Source organism: Myxococcus sp. AS-1-15 (genome assembly GCF_020037055.1).
Classification (GTDB): Bacteria; Myxococcota; Myxococcia; order Myxococcales; family Myxococcaceae; genus Myxococcus; species Myxococcus fulvus.
In genome coordinates this window covers 61,349-83,012 of sequence record NZ_JAIQDF010000018.1, presented here as the reverse complement: position 1 = coordinate 83,012, position 21,664 = coordinate 61,349, and the positions used below count along the sequence as shown (strand labels likewise).

The 21,664-nt window shown below is 70.5% G+C and carries 13 protein-coding genes; 5 read left to right on the top strand and 8 right to left on the bottom strand.

Annotated elements, in window-relative coordinates; genetic code table 11:
• Positions 1 to 4,167 carry a type I polyketide synthase gene (locus tag K8625_RS36245; RefSeq protein WP_223785250.1) on the bottom strand — a complete coding sequence of 1,389 codons (4,167 nt, stop codon included), beginning with the start codon at positions 4,165 to 4,167 and terminating at the stop codon, positions 1 to 3.
• 398 nt (positions 4,168 to 4,565) lie between these two features.
• The gene (locus tag K8625_RS36240) at positions 4,566 to 5,741 is read right to left on the bottom strand and encodes a hypothetical protein (protein ID WP_223748854.1); all 1,176 of its coding nucleotides are present in this window, start codon (positions 5,739 to 5,741) and stop codon (positions 4,566 to 4,568) included.
• Between the two features lie 170 nt (positions 5,742 to 5,911).
• Between K8625_RS36240 and K8625_RS44320 the strand changes: the two genes are divergently transcribed.
• Positions 5,912 to 7,276: a M57 family metalloprotease gene (locus K8625_RS44320; RefSeq protein ID WP_305070935.1), complete on the top strand. Its 1,365-nt coding sequence runs from the start codon at positions 5,912 to 5,914 to the stop codon at positions 7,274 to 7,276.
• 203 nt (positions 7,277 to 7,479) lie between these two features.
• On the opposite strand, the gene K8625_RS36225 is transcribed toward K8625_RS44320, so the two are convergent.
• The 4 genes from K8625_RS36225 to K8625_RS36210 all read right to left on the bottom strand — a co-directional run bounded on the left by K8625_RS36225 (position 7,480) and on the right by K8625_RS36210 (position 11,876).
• The gene (locus tag K8625_RS36225) at positions 7,480 to 8,274 is read right to left on the bottom strand and encodes a hypothetical protein (RefSeq protein WP_223785249.1); all 795 of its coding nucleotides are present in this window, start codon (positions 8,272 to 8,274) and stop codon (positions 7,480 to 7,482) included.
• A gap of 89 nt (positions 8,275 to 8,363) precedes the next feature.
• The gene (locus K8625_RS36220; RefSeq protein WP_223748852.1) at positions 8,364 to 9,590 is read right to left on the bottom strand and encodes an MFS transporter; all 1,227 of its coding nucleotides are present in this window, start codon (positions 9,588 to 9,590) and stop codon (positions 8,364 to 8,366) included.
• A 9-nt stretch (positions 9,591 to 9,599) separates the two neighbouring features.
• Complete coding sequence (locus tag K8625_RS36215; protein ID WP_223748851.1) at positions 9,600 to 10,139, bottom strand: TetR/AcrR family transcriptional regulator; 540 nt, start codon at positions 10,137 to 10,139, stop codon at positions 9,600 to 9,602.
• A 201-nt stretch (positions 10,140 to 10,340) separates the two neighbouring features.
• Positions 10,341 to 11,876 carry a hypothetical protein gene (locus K8625_RS36210; protein WP_223785248.1) on the bottom strand — a complete coding sequence of 512 codons (1,536 nt, stop codon included), beginning with the start codon at positions 11,874 to 11,876 and terminating at the stop codon, positions 10,341 to 10,343.
• Positions 11,877 to 12,158: 282 nt separating this feature from the next.
• On the opposite strand from K8625_RS36210, the gene K8625_RS36205 reads away from it, so the two are divergent.
• Positions 12,159 to 13,202, top strand: coding sequence for a hypothetical protein (locus tag K8625_RS36205; RefSeq protein ID WP_223785247.1), 1,044 nt, complete (start codon positions 12,159 to 12,161; stop codon positions 13,200 to 13,202).
• A gap of 124 nt (positions 13,203 to 13,326) precedes the next feature.
• Positions 13,327 to 14,415, top strand: a complete 1,089-nt coding sequence (locus tag K8625_RS36200) for a peptidylprolyl isomerase (protein WP_223748848.1) — start codon at positions 13,327 to 13,329, stop codon at positions 14,413 to 14,415.
• A gap of 15 nt (positions 14,416 to 14,430) precedes the next feature.
• Here the strand turns inward: K8625_RS36200 and K8625_RS36195 are convergent, their stop codons facing one another.
• Together K8625_RS36195 and K8625_RS36190 are read right to left on the bottom strand one after the other, a co-directional pair.
• Positions 14,431 to 14,796, bottom strand: a complete 366-nt coding sequence (locus K8625_RS36195; RefSeq protein WP_223748847.1) for a hypothetical protein — start codon at positions 14,794 to 14,796, stop codon at positions 14,431 to 14,433.
• A gap of 98 nt (positions 14,797 to 14,894) precedes the next feature.
• A complete protein-coding gene (locus K8625_RS36190) occupies positions 14,895 to 16,220 on the bottom strand; it encodes a hypothetical protein (RefSeq protein ID WP_223785246.1) in 1,326 nt (441 codons plus the stop codon).
• A 418-nt stretch (positions 16,221 to 16,638) separates the two neighbouring features.
• On the opposite strand from K8625_RS36190, the gene K8625_RS36185 reads away from it, so the two are divergent.
• A complete protein-coding gene (locus tag K8625_RS36185) occupies positions 16,639 to 18,207 on the top strand; it encodes a PAS domain-containing sensor histidine kinase (protein ID WP_223785245.1) in 1,569 nt (522 codons plus the stop codon).
• A complete protein-coding gene (locus K8625_RS36180; protein ID WP_223785244.1) occupies positions 18,204 to 21,581 on the top strand; it encodes an ATP-binding protein in 3,378 nt (1,125 codons plus the stop codon). The genes K8625_RS36185 and K8625_RS36180 overlap by 4 nt, the downstream gene beginning before the upstream one ends.
• Positions 21,582 to 21,664 lie beyond the last annotated feature (83 nt).

The following is a 21,664-nucleotide window of genomic DNA, read 5'->3' as shown; positions in this document are numbered from 1 at the left end:
CTATTCGCGGAGCAGATGGTGGGCGTAGCTGAAGGCGAGGAGGCGGTGGAACTGCTCGACCTCGCCCAGCTTGGGGTGATTGCTGGCTTGCGCCAGGTACGGCAGACCCTTCAACGTGGACTGGATGAACGCCGTCAGCGACCACTTGGGCCCGGCTTCGATGAACAGCCGCGTGCCCTCGTCGTGCAGCCGCCGCACGTGCTGACCGAAGTGGACCGGCAGCACGTATTGCAGCGCGAGGTGCCGGGCCATGAAGCGCGCGTCCGTCTCGGGCGCGTAGTAGCGCCCATGAACGCTGGAGAGGACCGGGAGCTGGGGAGCATTCCAGGTGAGCTGCTCCAGCTCCGCGCGCAGCAGCGGCACCGCGCCGGCGATGATGCGTGAGTGGTACGCGTGCGACACCGGGAGCACGCGGACCTCGAACCCGTTCGCGCGGCACCAGCGCGCGACGAACTCGACGGCCTCGACCTCGCCCGCGACGATTCCCTGCCCCGGAGCATTCTCCGCGGCCACCGTCACGTAGCCGCCCGCCTCGGGCAACACCCGGCGCAGCCGGTCGAAGTCCCCGCTGACGCTGAGCATCCTCCCGGGGGACTCCACGCGCAGCCCGGTCACCGCGCGGGTACGCCGGTACACCGCGCGCAGCGCCTCTTCGAAGGAGAGCACCCCGCTCGCGGCCAGCGCCGCGTACTCCCCCGCGCTCTGTCCCAACAGCACATCCACCCGGATGCCCTGCGCGCGGATGAGCCGGTAGAGCGCCACGTTCGCCACGAAGACGGCGGCGTGCACGGTGTCGTCGTCCTGGCGATAGCCCTCCTCCGTGCCAGGAGGCACCCAGAAGGTGCTCGAGAGCGACTGCCCCGTCATCGCCGAGAAGGCGGCATCCGCCTCCGCGAGCGTGCTCGCGACCAGCGGGTACTCCACCGCGAGCTCGCGCAGCATGTTCGCGTACTGCGGCCCCTGTCCCGGGAACACCGCCGCCACCTTCCCCGTGTGGAGCTGGCGCGCGTCGCGCACGTCGTAGAAGAAGAGGCCCTGCTCCGGAAGGCTCGGCGAGCCCGTGCCCGCCAGCAACGTCCGGGCGCGCTCCAGCGCCTTGCGAGCCCCCTGCCCCCGAGGCAGCGTCATCGCCAGTCGGCACGGCAGGGCCGCATCCGCCCTGGGCCCACCCCGAGGGTCCATCCCTGGCTCGCGCTCCACCGCCTGGAGCAGACGCGCCACCTGCTGACACAGGTGCTCGCGGCTCGTACCGGAGAGCGCGAGGAAGGGAGGCCGCGTCGGCTCCGCGCTCGTCACCTTCACCGCGTCCTGCGCGGGCTTGCGCGGGTACTCCTCCAGCACGGCGTGGAAGCTCGTCCCACCCAGGCCGAAGGACGTCACGCCCGCGCGACGAAGCCCCGGCCCATCCATCACCCAGGGCTGGACCTCCGTGGGCACCTCGAAGGACACCTGCGACCAGGGGATGCGCGGGTTGGGCGTCTCGAAGCCGATGTTCGGCGGCACCTGCTGGTGGTGCAGCGCCAGGGCGACCTTCGTCAGCGCCACGGCGCCGGCGCCCGAGTTCAGGTGGCCGACGTTCGACTTCACCGAGCCCAGCAACAGCTTCCCCTCGGAGGCGGCCCGGCCGTAGACGGCCTGATACGTCTGGACCTCGATGGGGTCACCGACGGGCGTCCCCGTGCCGTGGCCCTCCACGTACTGGACATCGGTGGCGCGGATGCCCGCCTTCTCCACCGCCCTGCGGACCGCCTGGACCTGTCCTTCCGAGGAAGGCGCCCAGATGGAGGCGTTCTTCGGGTCCGTGGCCCCGGCCACCGAGCGCACCACGGCGTAGATGCGGTCCCCCGCTCCTTCCGCGTCCGACAGGCGCTTCACGGCGATGAGCGCCGCGCCCTCGCTCGTGATGTAGCCGTCCGCCCTGGCGTCGAACGGGAACGAGCCCTTCTGCGACAGACCGCCGAAGGAGCAGCACTGGCTCAGCGCATCCACGCCGAGCGACGCGTACATCCCCCCCACCAGCACCAGGTCGCACTGCCGGGTGCGCAGCTGGTTCATCGCGATGTCGAGCGCCGCGAGGCTGGAGGCACATGCGGACTCCACCATGAGCATCGGCCCCTGGAAGTCCAGGTGGTGCGCGACGCGTCCCACGGCCAGGCTGCCCAGGTACCCGAGCAGCGTGTCCTCGGTGATGGGCGGCAGCTCGCTCTTGTAGCGCGCCTCGGCGGACGCGCGGAGCTTCGTGGCCGTGGCCGCGTCGACCCCGTGGCGCTCCAGCTGCTCGGCCAGGCGCGCGTCGAACTCGGCGTAGTACACGCGGGCCTGGGTCTGGAACTCCCGCTCGAGCGGCGGCAGGTAGCCCATCACCACGCCCACGCGCGACGGGTCGACCTGCTGCCGCGTCGCCCCGGCGTCCTCGAGCGCCTGGAGCGCGGCCTTCATCGTCCAGCTGTGTCCCCGGTCGATCTGCGAGGACATCTTGGGCGGCACGCGGATGCGCGCCTGGGGCCAGGCGCCGTCGACGATGTAGCCGGCGAGGTTGGTGTAGGGCCGCACCTTGCTCTGCCGCGTGGGGTCCAGGTAGCGGTCGATGGGCGCGCGCTCGTCCGGAATCTCACCGATGGCGCAGCGCTTCTGGAGCAGGTTCTCCCAGAACGCGGCGGGATTCTCCGCCTGCGGGAAGACGCCGCCCAGGCCGACGATGGCGATGGGCTCGGCCACCTGCGGCGCCCGGAGCGTGCGCGCCAGCGCCTGGTGGTACGCGGGCGAGAACTCCTCCAGGGTCAGGTGGTAGTTGATGCCGCCGAAGCTGAACGCGCTGACCGAGGCACGACGCGGCCCCTCCTGGACCTCCGGCCACGGCCGCCCCTGGTTGGAGATGTGGAAGGCGGAGCGCGAAAGGTCGATGCCCTCCGCGGCCTCCCGGAACGAGTGCTGCGGCGGCAGGAACTTGTGGTGCAGCGCCAGGGCCGTCTTCATGAGCCCCGCCGCGCCCGAGGCCGCCTGCAGGTGGCCGGTCAGCTCCTTCACGCCGCCCAGTCGGATGGCGCCCCGCGGAGCGCTTGCGCCGAACACCTCCTGGAGGCTCTGGAACTCCGTGAGGTCGCCCAGGTTGGTGCCCGTGGCGTGGCACTCCACGTATTGGACGTCCTGGGGCGCATAGCCGGCCTGCGCGTAGGCCCGGCGCATCGCGAGCACCTGGCCCCGCGAGTTGGGCGCCATCAGCGACTTGCCCTTGCCATCCGAGGCCGCGCCGAGGCCGCGCAGCACCGCGTAGACCTTCTCGCCGCGCGCGAGCGCGTCATCCAGGCGCCGGAGCGCGAAGACCCCCACGCCCTCCCCCAGGAGCGTCCCGTTGGCGCGGCGGTCGAACGGAGCCAGCGTGGAGTCGGACAGCCCTCCCAGCTTGCTGAACGCGATGAGGTCATGCGGGGTGAGCAGCTGGCTGCAGCCCGCCGCGAGCGCGACGTCGCAGTCGCCCGCGTTGAGCTGGTCGCACGCGGTCTGGATGGCGGCCAGCGCGGAGGCGTAGCCCGCGTCGACCGTCGCGTGAGGCCCCCGGAGGTTGAAGAGCTTGGCGGCCCGCCCCACCCAGACGCTGCTGAAGGAGGCGATGGCCTCGTCCTCGGTGATGCCCGCCAGCTCGCGCTCGACCTGCTGGGACGTGGCCTCGAGCAGCTCGGAGGCCAGGGACGCCGGGAGCGCCGCCTCGGCGAGGGCCCGGGAGAGACACTCCCGCATGTCCAGCAAGCGGGTGCGCACGCGCGTGTCCGGACGAAGCCCTCCGCCCAGGGAGCCCAGGGTGAAGCCGACGCGCTCGGGAGCCACCGTGTCCATCACGCCCCGCGCATCCTCGAGCGCCTGCGCCGTCGCCTCCAGGAACGCGAGCTGCGTGCGGTGCATGTCCTGCGCGACCTTCGGAGGGATGCGGTACTTCCGATAGTCGAGCGTCAGCTCGTCCAACGGCGCGGCGTGCCTGCAATAGGTGCGGTCCGCGGCCGTGCGGTCCGCCGCGTAGTACCCGTCCAACCGCAGCTCACGCCCGGTCAGCTCCCGAATGGCCGTGGGCCCCGTCAGCACCCGCTCCCAGAACGCCTGGGGATTGGATGCCTTTGGGAATACGGCACCGATGCCGACAATGGCAATCGGCCGAAAAAGGCGCTCCTCCATGAATACCCTCTGACGTCCCCAATGGATGCGCTCGGCGAGCGCCGGGCCAATGCCTTGTCGCAAGCGCACGGGCCCTCCCCTCGATTACAAGGTAGACGAGATTGTTCAGGCAGATCAATCCCTCCGTTCATTTCCTCCCCTCGGACAAATGGCCTTTCACGAGGGTGGAATTTGTAGCGCGGAGAGACACACGCGTTTCAACCTCCCTGAGAATGTCACGGTTCGGCGAGCACTCGAGGTGACATCAATGACACATCAGACACCACCCAGGTCGACCCAACCCGCGCGTGCGCCCCCACCCCTGGCATCGGCCCCTCCTCGGAGAAGCCAGACACCGCGAGGTCACCGCGCGGGGACGTCATGGATTGTGTCCGCCCCACCTTGGAGCCCCACGCGGCTCAGGGCTGGGTTTCGGCGGAGCCCGGCGCGGCGGGCGCCTGGGGCAGCTTCTTGAGCAGGTCGATGTTCGGCCCGCCGATGGCGAGCAGGGTTCCGGCGATGTACTTGCTGGCATGCCGCCGGGGCAGGCCGCGCATCCACGTCGGCTGCTCGGGCATGGCGCCGCCGGTGGACTGGCGGTCGTCGATGGTGACGCCGCGCTCCCAGAGCATCGTCAGCATGGAGGTGGGACAGGGCGTGGCCAGCTCCTGCTGGAGCTCCGCGTAGGCCGCGCGATACGACGGCTCGGCGATGGGCTGGAGGTATCTCGCCGAGTTGCTGGCCTCGACCAGTCCCGTGCAGCGGGTGATGGCCGAGCCGCAGCTTCGGGCCCTGCGGGCCACGTCCACGGGCGCGACGATGCTGGAGAACGACGTGCTCGCCCAGAACACGGCGCGCATGCGGTCGCCCTGCGCCTGGCTCATCGGGGTCCACTCGGCGGGAGGCTGCTTCATCAACGCGTGCGCCTGGCGCTCCTGCCCCAGCAGGGCGTTGCCAATCATCGCGCCGATGAGGGTGTCCGTCCGATACGACAGCCACGCCAGGTGGCGCACGTCCCGGGCGGCCTCCAGGGGCTGCCCTGTCTTCACGCCGTGGAGGAGCCGGAGCTTGGACCACTCCAACAGCGCGATGAAGTGGGGCACCGGGGCCGTCATCATGTTGTACGGCTCCTCATGCCGGAACGGGAGGTTGCGCGCGAGGTCCCACCGGTCGAAGCGCTGGAGCTCGCGCATCCACTCGAAGCGCAGCGAGGACAGGTCCGGGTCCGCGGCGAACCACTCCTCCAGCGTCTTCTTCTCCTTGAGGTGCGCGGGAAGCTGGAGCGGTGAGTCCGCGGGCATCGCGGGGCCCGGGCTCTCCCAGTGCACCCAGGCGTTGAGCACGGGGCCCGCGTCCCCGTCAGGGCGTGGCTCGCGGAACCACGGGTCGGCGGCGAGCTTCTCCTGCTCCCGGCAGAACAGGTCCAGGTGCGCGACGACGTCCTGCCGCTGCGCGTCCAGCGTGGGCTCGTATCGCGAGCGCATGAACAGGTCGAACGCGACCAGGGCCACGACGATGAGCACGACGAGGAGACTGACGAACCAGACCAGCACTCGCGACACGCTTCCCCGGGACCACCGCACGCTCGGACGCATGTCTCGACTCTAGCAATCCCTCGCACCTCCCCGAGAATCCAATATTCAACTTAATCAATTTTTACAGCTATTTACTGTTTATGCCGGAGAGATGCTCCCGGAGCGTCGCCCGGTGGCATGGGACTCCAGGCCGGCGGCGCGCTCCCCGCGGTCAGAGATGAGAGGGCCCCATGTTCAAGAAGGCAGCAGTCCTCGCTGTCAGCTGTGGTGCGTTGTGGGTCGGCTGCGGTGTCGACCCGGAGATGGAGAACGAGGAGATCGTCTCCAACCTGGTGGAGGCCGGCTTCCGCGTCGACGACCTCCTCATCGCCGACGGCAAGGTGTACGTCGGTCGTGACGCGCACGTCACGCTGGAGGCCTCCCGGGAGATGCTCCAGTCCCTGGACGAGAGCTCGGAGCAGTACCGCACGACGAACCAGGTGGGCACGGGCGTGACGAAGATCTGCGTCAACCCCACGCCCGATTTCAACACCTACAGCATGCTGAGCCAGGGCCTGGACCTGGCCATCGCCAACTACAACGAGCGGGGGCTGCGCCTCACCTTCGCGCGCGGACCGAGCACCGGCTGCACGGCGAACATCACCGCGCAGACGACGACGGGCACGGGCGGCTCGGCGGGCTTCCCCTCGGGGGGCCTGCCCTATGGAATCATCAACATCGGCACCGGCCTGCAGGCCTACAGCGCGGACGTGAACGAGCACGTCATCACGCACGAGCTGGGGCATGCCATCGGCTTCCGCCACTCGGACTACTACAACCGCAGCATCAGCTGCGGCGCAGGCGGTGACGAGGGCGACGCGGGCGTGGGCGCCATCCACATCCCGGGCACGCCGACCACGGCCACCGTGGGCGGCTCCGTCATGAACTCCTGCTTCCGCTCGACGGAGACGGGCGAGTGGACCAGCTCCGACCTCACCGCGCTGGACGCCCTCTACGGCACCGGCGGCGTCGCGGCCTGCTCCACCTACAGCTTCACGTCCTACCGCGGGCAGAACGGGACGCAGATCCGCTGCAGCTGCCCCGCCACCAGCAGCGGGACGGTGTGGGGCACGGACATCTACACGGACGACTCGAACGCCTGCGCGGCCGCGGTGCACGCGGGGGCGATTGCCTCCAGCGGCGGCACGGTGACGGTCGTCATCCAGCCGGGCCAGGGCAGCTACGCGGCCAGCACCCGCAATGGCATCACCACGCTCTCCTACGGCGCCTGGCCGGGGAGCTTCACGTTCACGAACACGACGCCGGTGCAGGCCTGCTCCACCTACGACTTCACGTCCTACCGCGGGCAGAACGGGACGCAGATCCGCTGCAGCTGCCCCGCCACGAGCAGCGGGACGGTGTGGGGCACGGACATCTACACGGATGACTCGAACGCCTGCGCGGCCGGCGTGCACGCGGGGGCGATTGCCTCCAGCGGCGGCACGATGACGGTCACCATCCGACCCGGGCAGAGCAGCTACACGGCCAGCACCCGCAACGGCATCACCACGTTGTCCTACGGGGCCTGGGCGGGGAGCTTCTCCACCAGTCCGTAGTCGTCACAGCGGCCCGATGCGCCGTGGCCCGGGGGTGGCTCGCTGATGAGCGCCTCCGGGCCCTGCCCGGTTGGGAGTTCTCCGCCCGCCCGCCGGAGTCGAGCGCGCCCGGTGAGGAGCGAGCCGGAGGTGGCTCGCTGAAGCGCCCCTCGGTCCATCGGGAGTCGAGACTCCTGGATGACCGCGTGCACGGCGCCAGCGAGTCACTCCACCGGCGTGACCGGCCTTCCCGCACACGAAGCGTTCAACGTGGCGCCCTTGGGACAGGGAGACCTCGCGGCCTTCGTCGGGGGCGGCTTCGAGAAGACGGAGCCCGCGGAACGCGGCGAGATGCGCTGATACCGCGCATACGCCTCCACGAGCGCCGTGCGCAGGGCGGTGGGCTCCGTGGGCCCATGCCGCGCCACGGTGCTGGCCAGCGCCTCCAGCAGATAGGCCTCGGGCGCCATCAACGTCCGCGTGAGCGCGATGGGAGTCGAGCCCAGCGCCTTCAACACCGGGCCGAAGTACTGCTCGCTCATGCAGGCCAGGACGACCACGGGCCGGGGCGTGGCGCCCGGTGGCACCTTCACCTGGGGAGGCTCGCGGTCCATGAGCCGGTCATGCCCGGCCCACACCAGCAGGTCGGCGCGACTGGCGCCCGCCGCCGCGCGCAGGAAGTCCTCCAGCGCCGTGTCGATGGCGTCGCCTGCGTAGGCCAGCAGCTTCAGCCGCACGGGTCGCTCCCCCTTCGCGGGGGTCCGCTCGAGGATGAGCTCACGCAGCACCACGCTCCCCTCGGGCCCCGGCTCGCGGCTCATCACCTTGAAGCCAGGAGCCCGGGACAGGTACCGCTCCGCGCCGTACATCGCGCCCCAGTAGAGGTTCGTCTCCAGCGCGCGCGGAGCCCCGGCGGCAGCCCGGCCACACTCGATCAACGCGTTGTCACACAGCGGGACGAAGACCTCGACCTCCACGGGAGGCGCGGCCAGCAGGGTCAGCATCACGAAGGTCAGCACACGAGGCCTCCAGGGGCGTCGCCTTCAGACACCCCGGGTCCTGCCTTGCGTTCCACCGAGTGGGCCGCTCCCTCATGCGGGCCCGCGGCTCAGCCTCCGCCCCGCGGCGCTGTCACGCGCCTGGCCGACAGCACACCCGCCAGCGCCATCACGAGCCCTCCGGCGAGCGGCACCACGAGCAACCCCAGGCGCAGCCCCACCGCGTCGGCGATGAGCCCCACCACGGGGGGCGACAGCAGGAACCCCAATCGCATCAACCAGCTCACCACCGTCAAGCCCGTGCCGGGCCGCAACCCGGGCAGCTCGTCCGCGCCGTGCATCGCCGCGGGCACCAGCGTGGCCACACCGAAGCCCGCGAACGCGAAGCCCACGATGGTGGCGGGCACCGAGGGGAACAACAGCGCGCCCCCCATCCCCAGCGCCGCGAGCGCGCCGCCCGTCCGCGCCACGGCCCGCTGTCCGAACCGGTCGACGAGCCGGTCCCCGAACAGCCGCCCGATGAACTGCGCCCCCACGAGCGCCACGTAGCCGAACGAAGCCACCGCCACGCTCGCCCCGAGCGTGCCCGAGAGATAGACCGCCGCCCACGTCATCCCCGCGTCCTCCACGAGCACGCCACTGCTGGCAATCAGGACCAGCGCCGCCATCGAGAACACGAGCCGCAGTCGCCCCGCTCCCCGCTTCACGGAAGCCCCCTCCGCATGCGCGGCGGCCCCGGAGGCTTCGGTGGGCTCGGGCCCGGGCAACAGGAAGCGCAAGGCCGTCAGCGAGACGCCGGAGAAGAGCAGCGCGGAGAGCCCCAGGTGGAGGCCCCGTGGAACAGCGAGCCCCGCCGCCAGCCCGCCCATGAGCCCGCCCACCACCGCGCCCACGCTCCACAGCGCGTGGAACGAATTGAGGATGGAGCGGCCATAGAGGCGCTGCACCCGGAGGCCATGCGCGTTCTGCGCCACGTCGGTGATGGCGTCCATGCTGCCCGCCAGGAACAACGTCACGGCGAGCGCGGCCCACGAGGGCGCGAGGCCCGCGAGCAGCAGGCCCAGCCCCGTGAGCACCGTGCCGGCGACAGCGACCCGGGACGAGCGGAAGCGACGGATGATGGCTCCCGCGGCGAGCCCCGCCATCAACGCCCCGAAGGGGAAGGACGCGATGGCGAGCCCGTACTGCGCATTGGTGAGCCCCAGGTCCGCTTTGATTTGCGGATAGCGCGGCAGCAGGTTGGCCAGGATGGCGCCGTTGGTGAGGAACAGCACCGCCACGGCGGCGCGGGCCGCGCGGTGCGCCCGAGGCACCGACGGAGGGAGGGAGGAGTTCATGAGGCGGCTCTAGGGGGAGAGGAATCGGAGCACGGCGTCGCGAGTGACGTCGCGGCCATGCGGTGTGGCGTCGAGGCTGACGTGGATGAACAGCCCTTCGATCAGCGCATCGAGCTTGTGGGCCGTCCGCGAGTCGACGTGGCGCTCGAGCACCGCGCGGCTGCGGCGCATCCAGTCGTGGGTGATCTGCCTGAAGGCGGGCTTCCGGGCCGCGAGGGTGTACAGCTCGAGCGTGAGCACCAGGTCATCCGGCCCCGCCACCAGGTCCTCGTGCACCAGCTCGACGATGGCCGCCGCCAGCTGCTCGCGGTCTTCCACCGCCGACAGCCGCGCCGCGAAGCGCTCGCTGACCCGCTCGGCGAAGCGGGTGAAGGCCTCGCGAAGCAGCTCATCCATGCTGGTGAAGTGGTAGGTCATCGACCCCAGCGGCACGTCCGCCCGCTCGGCGACACGCCGGTGTGACGTCCCCGCCACCCCTCCCTCGGCGATGACCTCCAGCGCCGCGTCGATGATGCGGTCGCGTCGGGCCGGGTCACTGCGGCGCTTCACCACGGAGACTCCTGCCACGGCAGGGCCTCGACGTGAGCGCCCCGGAGCGTGAATCGAAGGTTCGAACGAGCCCCCCACACGGGACAGCTCCCGCATGTGTACGTTCGTACATATCGACACGGACCGGAACGACTTTGTTCCCGAGAACGGCCAGGACGGAGGGACGAACCAGACGCCCCCGTCCCGGCCGCGCCCCCTCGGCTACCTGCGGATGCGCAGCGTGACGGAGTTGAACACCTTGATGTTCTTGCCGTCCTCGCGGATGACGACGTAGTCATCATTGGGAGGCACCGGCCGGATGAACAGGCCTTGCACCTCGTGCTCGTTGACGGACTCGGCGCCGAACCGCGCCATCACCATGGTCCCCATGGCCATGCCCGTGCAGCCCACGCACTTGGGTGCGCGATAGACGAACACCGTGCCGCCCTCGATTTGATTCGAACCATTGAGGCGCGGCTTCGGCACGGCGATGAACAAACGCTGGTCCGTGCCGGGGATGTCCCAGACGGCCCCCAGCGGGTGGGGGTTGCTGCTCTCGGCGTTGCGCCCCACCGGCCGGAGCGTGATGTCGATGGTACCCCCGTTGTCGACGACGGAGTTCACCTGGACCAGGTCCTCCTTCTTCGTCCACCCCAGCCAGTGCAGCTGCGGGAGGTTGTAGTTGTCCGAGCCGTTGCTGCCCATGTACGTGCTCGAGTCACCGTAGTGGTCGACCTCACCCGTCGTCGGGTTGCGGGTGTTGCCGTGCGCCAGCCCCAGCACGTGGCCGACCTCGTGGGCATAGTCACGGAACAGGCCCCCCTTGAGGAAGACGCGGTTGGAGCCCGCGTTCGAGACGGAGCACATGCCGCTGGGCATCGAGTACACGGTCAGGAACGCGTTCGAGCGGGCCTTCTGGACCGCCTGGTTCTTCGCCTTCGAGCAGTTCGCGCTCGTCACCTCCACCGTCTGCGACGCGGTGATTTCCAGCCCCACCTGCCCGCCCGAGGCGACGCCGAAGAACGAGTAGAGGTCGCGGACGTTGTTGCGGATGTCGGACAGCGAGGGGGTGCTCCGCCCCGCGTAGGTCACACGGACGACCTTGACGGTGTGCTTCTTGTTGATGGCGCCCAGCCGCTTGTTGTGGTTCTCGACGCACGCCGGCTCCGACGCGGAGCAGGTGTACCGGTAGGGCGAGGCGGGGGCCTCCACGTCCTGGACCCGGTACGAGCGCACGCCGTCGTTCGCGCTCGCGCCGCTCGCGAACGAGGTCTCACAGAGGTTGGCGCTGGTCTCGACGGTGACCGAGTCCCCGGAGCAGTCCGCCCCGGCATGCAGCGTCACCTCCTTGCCGATGGCCACGTCGACGTACGAGGCCCCCGCCCCGGCGGGGAGCGCGTAACAACCGTTGGCCGAGGACTCCTGGAGGATGGTCGAGTCGCCGTGACAGTCGTCGCGCAGGACCACGGGCGCCAGACGCGGGGCGAGCAGTTTCGCGCGCAGCGCGGCCCAGTTGTCCGCCGTGCAGGCGTCCGACTGGACCTCCTCCAGGAACAGGCCGTCCTCGAGCTCCGCGTGCTCGTACGTCCTGCACGTCTCCCACATCTCGCTCCAGTGCGCCCAATCACACGTCCCCGCCGCGACGTACCCCTCGACACAGGCGAGCGCCGCCTCGAGCGCGGGGGAGACCACCGCCTGGCGGTTGGAAGAGACGGAGGCCGCGGTGCCACCAGCGCCCCCCAAAGGAGGCTGGGACATGGGCTCCTGGAGCCCGCCATCGCAGCCCGAGACCCATGCTCCGCACAACATGACGCCCACCATGGACAGCTTGCGCATACCGCTCCCTGCCGCGGCCCGGGCCGGGGGGCGCCAGGACACGTGCTCAATGAGGGTGATTGTGGAGTTCCGGCTTTTACACGGAGTCAGGATAAAAAACCATCCGTTCAATATGGTTTTCGGACCGACCCCGACGCAACTCCCGCGGGCTGATCGCGATAATCCCGGCAAGTTCCTTCTTTTTTGAATTCGTGAGGCCCCACCATGGGTTTCGACATCCGGAAGACCATCAACACCGTCCGCACGAACGTCCAGAAGACGGTGCAGGACGTCAAGAAGACCGTTGAGGACAACAAGGAGCTCATCAAGGGCGCCACGGCGGTCGCCACCCAGAGCGCGAAGGCCTTCGGGTACGGCAAGGACGCCTTCCAGCAGATCAAGAACATCAAGAACGGCGCCGAGGGCCTGCTGACGGGCAAGAACCTCGATTTCGTCAGCAACCCCACCTACAAGGCGGGTGAGTTCAAGGGCCTGACGAAGCTGGGCGCCGGCATGAAGGCCGCCGCGCGCTACGCGGGCATCCCCGGCGCGGTGATGTCGGGCGCCACGGCCATCAAGGACATCCGCCAGGCCATCCGCACCGGCAGCAAGGACGACATCCTCGCCGCCACGCGCTCCTCGCTGGACGCGACCAAGGCGGGCATCACGGCCGCGACGGGCGGAATCCTGGGCGGCAAGGTGATGGGCGGCGTGCTCGGCGGCACCGTCTTCAAGGAGAAGCTGGAGGCGGGCAAGAAGGCCGTCGACGCGTTCAAGAAGACGCTCCCCAACGCCAGCGACGACGTGCTCAAGGCCGTCAAGAACGCGGCCACCACCAGCCTGTTCGAGGGTGGCACGGCCAAGGGCGTCAGCCGGGCCGTCAAGGCCGCCGCCTCCGAGACGGCGAAGGCGACCAGCACCCTGGCCCAGGGCCTGGGCACCGGTCCGCGCACGGCCGCCAAGGCGCTGCTGAAGACGGCGGGCTCCGAGGTCGGTGAGGCCGCGCTCAAGCAGGGCGCGAAGGCCGCCGCCGGCACCGCCGCCAAGACGCTGGGCCGCTTCGCCCCGGGCGTCAACGTGGCCATCGCCGCGGTCGACGTGGCCAACGCGGGCGCGACGCTGATGGACAAGAACGCGAGCACCGGCAAGAAGGTGACGTCGGTCATCACCGCGGTGGGCTCCATCGCCGCCGCCACCAACATCCCCATCGTCAGCCAGGTGGGCGCCGCGGTCTCCACGGTGTCCAGCATCGTGGGCGCCTTCTTCTAGAGCAGCGACCCCATCGCGGGGTTTGTCAGAGCGGCTCGGCTGGACTATGCCCTGGTCCATGCCGAGCCGTCGCTTTTCCCCCCATTGGCGCGGACGCTGGCAGGCCTATCTCCCGGGAGCATTCGTGAGCAGCAAGCAAGGGTCTCAAGGAGCAGGTCAGGGCGTCGAGCGGCTCCTCAAGATGAGCCCGGTGGTCAGCCTCGTGTCCGCCAAGGCGCTGGAGCTGCCCACCGTGAGCGCGCCCTCCCTGGAGGGCATCTCCGTGCTGGTCCCCACGCCGCCGGACCTGACGGAGGAGGACCTGCTGCGCGCCTTCCACGAGAAGCACCGCGCCGTGTCCCCCTCGCGCGAGCGGCAGGCGGGTGAGCCGCTGGCCCTGGGCGACGAGGTGAAGCTCAACATCGTGGGCTACTGCGATGGCCGGCTCATCCCCTTCTCCTCGCGCTTCGGCCTGACGACGGAGCTGGCGCCCATCGAGATGCTGCCCGGGCTCAGCGAGTCGCTGGCCGAGGGCGGCAAGGTGGGCGAGTCCCTGCAGGTCGCGCTGGAGCTTCCGGACACCTACCCGGTGGAGTCGCTGCGGGGAAAGCCCGCGCGATTCCTGGTGGACGTGCTGGGAGCGCACGAGGTGACGCCGCTGCCGGACAGCGACCCGGAGTTCCTCGCGAAGCTGGGGATGGGCGCCACGCTGGACGAGGTGATGAACCACCTGCGCGAGGAGCTGGAGGACCAGGGAGCCGCCGAGCTCTGGGTGCAGGCGCGGGACCTGGTGCTGGACGAGCTCATCCAGCGCGCCCCGGTGGAGCTGCCGCGCGCGCTGGTGGACGAGGAGCTGCGCCGCCGCTGGGTCCAGGCCGAGGGCCAGGGCCTGGTCGACCACCAGTTCGACGTGGACGAGCAGCGTGAGGCGCTGGAGGGCTGGCTCACGGACGACACCACGCGCGCGGACGTCGAGCGGCGGCTGCACATCGGCATCGTGCTGAAGGCCGTCACCGAGGAGCACAAGCTCCAGCTGACGCCGGAGAAGCTCGAGCAGCTGGTGGCCCTCCAGATGGAGCCCTTCGGGCTCACCGCCGCGGATGCCCACGCCGCCCTGCGCGAGTCTCCGGAGACGACGAAGCGGCTGGCGGAGATGGGCTGGTACCTGCTCGCGGTGGAGTACGTGATGAACCGCGCGAAGGTCACCTTCGAGGGCGCGGACCAGGCGGGCTGAGCGCCCCCTCGGGGCTCAGCTCTCGCTGAACCACAGGCCCGCGGCCCCCGCCAGGCCCAGCCCCACGAACAGCGCGGCCAGGCCCCAGGTCTTGCCGCGCGACATGCGCAGCGACTCGCCATACCGGTAGCCGCACACCAGCACGAGCAGGGCCAATCCCAGACAGATGGACGCGGGCCCCAGCGCGACGAGCACCTTGCGCGGCGTCCCGCTCACGTCCAGGACCCCCAGCAGCGCCAGCGGCCAGAAGCCGATGACGAGCAGGCCGAGCACCAGGCCCCACCCCCACTTCCCCTCGGGGGAGGTCAGCTCCATGAAGTCCAGGAAGCGCGCCCACGGGCCCTGGGGTGGCTCTCGACGGGGCGGGGCGGACGTCGGCACGGGCGGGGCTCCTGGGACAGGGTGCGGTGCACCGGGGATGCACCGCGCGAGGATAGGACAGCGCCCCCCAGCCAACCAGGGCACGGAGGCCCCGTGTCTCAGCGGCGGCCGAGGAACTGGGGGTCGGTCCAATCCCAGAGTCGCTCCGGGTGCTCGTCCACGTCGAGCGGCAGGCTGTTCCAGCGATACACGGCGCGCGAGCTGGCGCCATGGATGTGGATGAGCAGGCTCAGCGTGGCCAGCACCGCGAAGGTGGCCGTCAGTCCGCGCCGGGCCTCGGGGCCCTTCCACTGGAGCGAGCGCACCACGGGGACGAGGAAGAAGACGAGGTAGGGCACCATGTCCGTGAAGAAGCGCGGGCCATACGAGTGCCCTCCCCACCAGTGCGGGAAGGTGGAGATGGAGAACCAGTGCAGCGCCACCACCGCGAGCAGCACGGCGTGCAGGCGGGTGAAGGTCCGGGCGCGCACGTCCAGCCACAGGCCCCAGGCGCTCAAGAGCAGCACGGGGGTGAAGACGAACAACCCGCGGCCGGGGGACACGAGGTTGCCGGCCAGGGCCTCGGCCACGCGCGAGGAGGACCACTCCAGGCGCTGCGGCTCGTAGTAGGGCGCGAGCACGGAGCCGTAGTGGACCTGGTTCACCGCCACCCAGGGGATGGCCACCAGGAGCGCGCTCGCGAAGAACCTCCAGGCCTGACGCGGGTAGGTCCACACGACGTAGAGCGACAAGAGCAGCACGGACAGCCCGTTGGTCGGCCTCATCACGTAGGCGAGCGCCAGCGGGAGGCCCGCCCAGCCGACGACGGCGGGATTGTCCCGTGCGCGCACGAGGCAGACGAGCGTCAGGGTGAGGAACAGGAGCGAGGGGCCGTGTTGCCACAAGGCGCGGCTGGCGGTGGAGAGCAGCGGCGTGCAGAAGACGAAGACGGCGGCGAGCAGGAGCGCGCGACGGCGGGACAGCTTCAGCGACATGCCGAGCACGAACATGGCGACACCCGCCAGGGCCGTGACCGCGGAGGCGAAGTAGCGCTGCGGCTCGTTCCACGCGTTCAGGTCCACCAGGCCGGTGGTGTCGTGGAGGTGGCGCCAGTGGGCCAGGGACCTGCCCAGTGACGGGTGGAGGCCGCCCACGGGGGTGACGAGCCGCACGAAGCCATCCACCATCGCCACCATGGGCACGGCGACGAGCGAGGGACCCAGGGGGAAGTAGTTGTAGTAGTGGCCGTCGCGCTCGAAGAGGCCGTTCTGGTGCACCTGGAAGGTGGGCGCGTATTCGTCCAGGGCGATGTTCCCCTCGCGCAGGAGCGACAGCGTGGTGGGGAGCGTCAGCTTGGAATCGAAGGGGGTGTAGACGGGGAACGCCGCCAGCACCGCGAAGAAGCCCAGGAAGAGCAGCGCGTATGTCGCCCAGGGACGGGACATGGAGGCCCCTCTTAGTGCCTCGCGCCACGGGGGTCACCCGAAACCAGCGGCGGGTCAGGCCCCTGCCCTCTCCGGCCTCGTCCTCCAATCCCTATCAATGACAAGTCACCCCACCGCGTCCCGGACACGGGAGCGCACGCGCATGGCATCGCCCGTGCGCCTCCGCGCCACGCGGAGCCAGGCCCGGCCCCCCGGGCGTCCGGGCGGGCGTCCGGCGCCGGCCCACCGAGGAGGCGTCCGAGCGGTGGACGCCCGGAAGATGCCTGTTCGTTGACTCCTGGCGACTCCAGAATCTTTGTGACACGGCCGACCCGGCCGGGCTGATAACCCAGGGCCACGCGAGCGGGGTACCGAGGAGGCACATTTGGGTGGGGCTGGAACAGCCAGGGGCACACGGGACGCGGAGCTCTTCGACGCAGTGGATGTCTCCCTCTGGGTGGAGGACTTCACCGCCGTGACGAATGCGCTCGACGCCCTGCGCGCATCGGGCGTCACGGACCTGCGCGCCTGGCTCGCGGAGCATCCCGGCTTCGTGATGGAGGCCGCGGGCTGGGTGGAGGTCCTGGACGTGAACGAGGCCACCGCCCGCCTGCTCGAGGCGCGCGGCCGTGACGAGGTGATGGGCAGCCTGTCCCTCTCCCGCATCTTCCTCCCGGAGACGGCCGCGGCATTCACCGACGAGCTCGTCATGTTCTGGGAAGGCGGCACGCGCCTGGAGCTGGAGACCGTGCTCAAGACGCTGCGAGGCCGCCACGTCGACGTCATGCTCACCCTGACCCGGCCCTCGCCGGAGCACAGCGACCGGGTCTTCGTCACCATGCGGGACGTCACCGCCCAGAAGGCGTCCCAACGCGCCCTCCAGGAGAGCGAGGCCCGCTTCCGGAACATGGCGGACCACGCCCCCGTCATGCTCTGGGTGACGGACGTCACCGGCCGCTCTCTGTATCTCAGCCGCAGCTGGTACGAGTTCACCGGGCAGACGGAGGCCGAGAGCCTGGGCTTCGGCTGGCTCGGCGCCGTGCATCCGGACGACGCCGAGCGCGCGGGCACCGTCTTCCTCGCCGCCAACGCCGACCACCTCCCCTTCCAGCTCGACTACCGGCTGCGACACAAGGACGGTCGGTACCGCTGGGCCATCGACTCGGCCAGCCCCCGCTTCGGACCGGCGGGCGAGTTCCTGGGCTACATCGGCTCGGTCATCGACATCTCCGACCGCAAACAGGTCGAACAGGAAAGAGAGCGACTGCTGGTCGCCATGGACGAGGCCATCCGGATTCGCGACGAGTTCCTCGCCGTGGCCAGCCACGAGCTCAAGACGCCCCTGACGCCGCTCCACCTGAAGCTCCAGACGCTGGCCCGGGTGGCCCAGGAAGGCCGCGGCCCGCAGCTGCTGGAGCGGCTGCCCGCGGACCTGGAGGTCATGCAGCGACAGGTGAAGCGCCTGTCGACGCTGGTGGGCGAGCTGCTCGACGTCACGCTCATCAGCGGAGGCCAGCTGCGCCTGGAGCCGGAGCCGGTGGACCTGGGCGCGCTGCTCCACGAGGTGGCCCTGCGCTTCGACGCCGAATCCCAGCGCACCAGCACCCCCATCCACACGGAGCTGGGCGAAGTGGTGGGCCAGTGGGACCGCGCGCGGCTGGAGCAGGCCGTGTCGAACCTGCTCGCCAACGCCCTCAAGTACGGCGAGGGCCACCCCGTCCACCTGCGGACCGGACGCACCGCGGAGCACGCCTGGTTCAGCATCCGGGACGAAGGCATCGGCATCCCTGCGGAGGCCATGGACCGCATCTTCGAGAAGTTCGAGCGCGCCGTCTCCGAACGCCACTACGGCGGCCTGGGCCTGGGCCTGTACGTCACCCGGCAGAACGTCCGGGCCATGGGGGGCACCATCGACGTGCGCAGCGCGCCGGGCCAGGGCGCCACCTTCACGGTGCACCTGCCCTGCCGGGTGTCGGGTGAGAGCGCCGCGGGAGGACTGGCGCGATGAGGGGCCCCCGAGCCGTGGAGGAGGTGCTGCGCGGCGGCGGCGAGTGCGGCGCGTTGCTCCGACGCATCGACTGGGAGAAGACGCCCCTGGGCCCGGTGGAGCGCTGGCCGCAGTCCCTGCGCACCACGGTGGGAATCGTCCTGGCGTCCAACTACCCGCTCTACCTGGCGTGGGGCCCGCGCTACGTGCAGATGTACAACGACGCCTACCGTCCCATCTGCGGCGCGACGAAGCACCCCGCCGCGCTGGGACAGGAGGCCTCCATCACCTGGCCGGAGGTGTGGGACACCATGCTCGCCCCCGGCTGGGAGCGCATCCAGGCCACCGGCGAGCCCATCCGCGTGGAAGATTTGATGATGCCGTTGGACCGCAACGGCTACGTGGAGGAGTGCTACTTCTCCTACAGCCACAGCCCCATCCGCGACGAGTCCGGCGGCGTGGGCGGCATCTTCGCCGCGCTCACCGAGACCACCGAGCGCGTGCTCAACGAGCGCAGGCTGCGCACGCTCTCCGAGCTGAGCGCCGCGGCCCTGGGACAAGCGACGCCGGCGCTCACGTGCCGGGAGATGGCGCGCGTGCTCGCGGGCAACCTGAACGACGTGCCGCTCGCGCTGCTCTATCTCACCGATGACGCGGAGCGCACGGCGAGCCTCGTGGCGCTCAGCGGCCTGCCGTCGGACAGCCGCGCGGCCCCCGCCCGAATCCTCCTGGACGAGGAGCCCCGCCCGGACACCTGGCCCCTGGCCCGCGTGGCACACACCGGAGAGTCGCTGCGGCTCGAGCAGCTCCCCGAGTCCCTGGGGCCGCTGCCCGGTGGCCCCTGGCCCGAGGCGACCACGTCCGTGGTGGTGCTGCCCATGCCCCGTCCCGGACAAGCCCTGCCCCTGGGCTTCCTGGTGTTGGGCATCAGCCCCCGTCGGGCGCTGGACGAGGCCTATCGCCGCTTCCTGGAGCTGGTGGCCAGCGGCGTGACGACGGCGGTGACCACCGCGCGGGCCCGTGAAGAGGAGCGCCGCCGCGCGGAGGCCCTGGCCGAGCTGGACCGGGCCAAGACGACCTTCTTCAGCAATGTCTCGCACGAGTTCCGCACGCCGCTCACGTTGATGCTGGGCCCGGTGGAGGACGGCCTGCGCGACGCCGAGGAGCCGCTGGGGCCGCGCCAGCGGCATCGCCAGGAGACGGTGCACCGCAACGGGCTGCGGCTCTTGAAGCTGGTCAACACGCTGCTCGACTTCTCGCGCATCGAGGCGGGCCGGACGCGGGCCTCCTTCGCGCCCACGAACCTGGGCGCGCTCACGGCGGACCTGGCCAGCGCCTTCCGCTCCACCGTGGAGCGCGCCGGCCTGAGGCTCGTCGTGTCGTGTGAGCCCCTCCCCGAGCCCGTCTGGGTGGACCGCGAGCTGTGGGAGAAGGTCATCCTCAACCTGCTCTCCAATGCCTTCAAGTTCACCCTGGCCGGGGAGATTCGCGTCGCGTGCGCGGCGAAGGACGACGGGGTGGAGGTGTCGGTGACGGACACGGGCACCGGCATCCCCGAAGCGGAGCTGCCGCGCATCTTCGAGCGCTTCCACCGCGTGCAGGGCGCGCACGGGCGCAGCTACGAGGGCAGCGGAATCGGGCTCGCGCTGGTGCAGGAGCTGGTGAAGCTGCACGGGGGCAGGCTCGCCGTGCGCAGCGTGGAGGGACATGGCAGCACCTTCACCGTGTGGCTGCCCCTGGGCCATGCGCACCTGCCCGCCGGGCACCTGAAGCCCCAGGAGCCAGGTCACACCACCCACCTCCGGGCCTTCGTGAGCGAAGCGCGGACGTGGCTGGAGGCTCCGGCCTCCATCGAGGTCACCGACGACGAGGCGCCCCCTCTTGCGCGCCGTGAAGACCGGACGTCCCACGCCAGCGAGACGGTGCTCGTGGTGGATGACAACGTGGACATGCGCGACTACGTCCAGCGCCTGCTGGGTAGACGCTACGCGGTGGAGACGGCCGCCAACGGGCATGAGGCGCTGGAGCAGGCGCGGGCCCGACGGCCGGACCTGGTGCTCAGCGACGTGATGATGCCGGGGATGGATGGCTTCGGGTTGCTGCGCGCGCTGCGGGCCTCGCCCGTCACGGCGGACATCCCCGTCATCCTGCTGTCGGCCCGCGCGGGCGAGGAGGCCACCGTCGAGGGGCTGGAGGCGGGCGCCAATGACTATCTGGTGAAGCCCTTCTCCGCGCGGGAGCTGCTCGCGCGCGTGGAGGGCAACCTCGCCGTGGCCAGGGCACGCGAGGAGAAGCGCCAGGTCGAGCAGGCGCGGAAGGCCCTGGCCGTCGTGGTGGAGCAGAGCTCGGATGCGATTGGCATCGCGGACACCGAGGGCCGCATCACGTATCTCAACGAGGCCGGCCAGCGGATGCTCGGCGTCCCGGGACAGGAAGCGGCGCGCCACACGTCCCTGCTGGACTACTTCCCCGAGGAGGACCGTCCCTTCGTCCAGGACACGCTCCTGCCCGGCGTGGCGACGAAGGGGCGCTGGGAGGGGGAGCTGCAGGCGCGAAACCTCCGGACGGGGGCGCGGCTGCCCGTGCGCTACGCCATCTCCACCCTCACCCACGCCCGGACGGGCCAGCCGGTGGGCGTGGCCGTCATCGCGCACGAGCTGTCCGAGCAGAAGCGCCAGGAGGCCGAGACGCGCCGGCGCGCGGAGTTCGAGCAGCAGCTCATCGGCATCGTCAGCCATGACCTGCGAAACCCGCTCAGCGCGATTCAGCTGGGAGCGTCGGTGCTGGCCCGGCGGGAGGAGCTGAGCGAGCGCAACCTGCGCTCGGTGCTGCGCATCCAGGCCTCGGCGGAGCGCGCGGTGCGGATGACGCATGACCTGCTGGACTTCACCCAGGTGCGCCTGGGCGGAGGTCTGCCCATCCACCGGCGGCCCGTGGACCTGCATGAGCTGTCACAGCAGGTGATTGAGGAGTTGCAGATGGGCCACCCGGAGCGGGAGCTGCGCGTGGAGTCGGACGGGGATGCCTTCGGTGAGTGGGATTCGGACCGCATCGCCCAGGTGCTGGGCAACCTGGTGGGCAACGCGCTTCAATACAGCCCCGCCAGCTCGCGCGTGACGGTGCGTGTCCAAGGCGAAGCACCGCGCGTCGTCCTGTCCGTCCACAACGAGGGACCGCCCATTCCCGACGACGCCCGCGAGCGGCTCTTCCGTCCGCTCCAGCGCGCCCGCACGGCGGACAGCAACACGGGGCGCAGCATCGGCCTGGGGCTCTTCATCGTGAAGCACATCGTCGAGTCCCACGGGGGCACCGTCGACGTGACGTCCCAGGACGGCCAGGGCACGACGTTCATCGCCCTGCTGCCCCGACTGGCTTCGGGTCGAAGCACGAGCTGAGCTGGACCCCACCCCGCAGAAACATCCCCATGCGGGTACGGCACTGAGTGGATGACACGCTCGAAGACTTGTCATCCACGCCA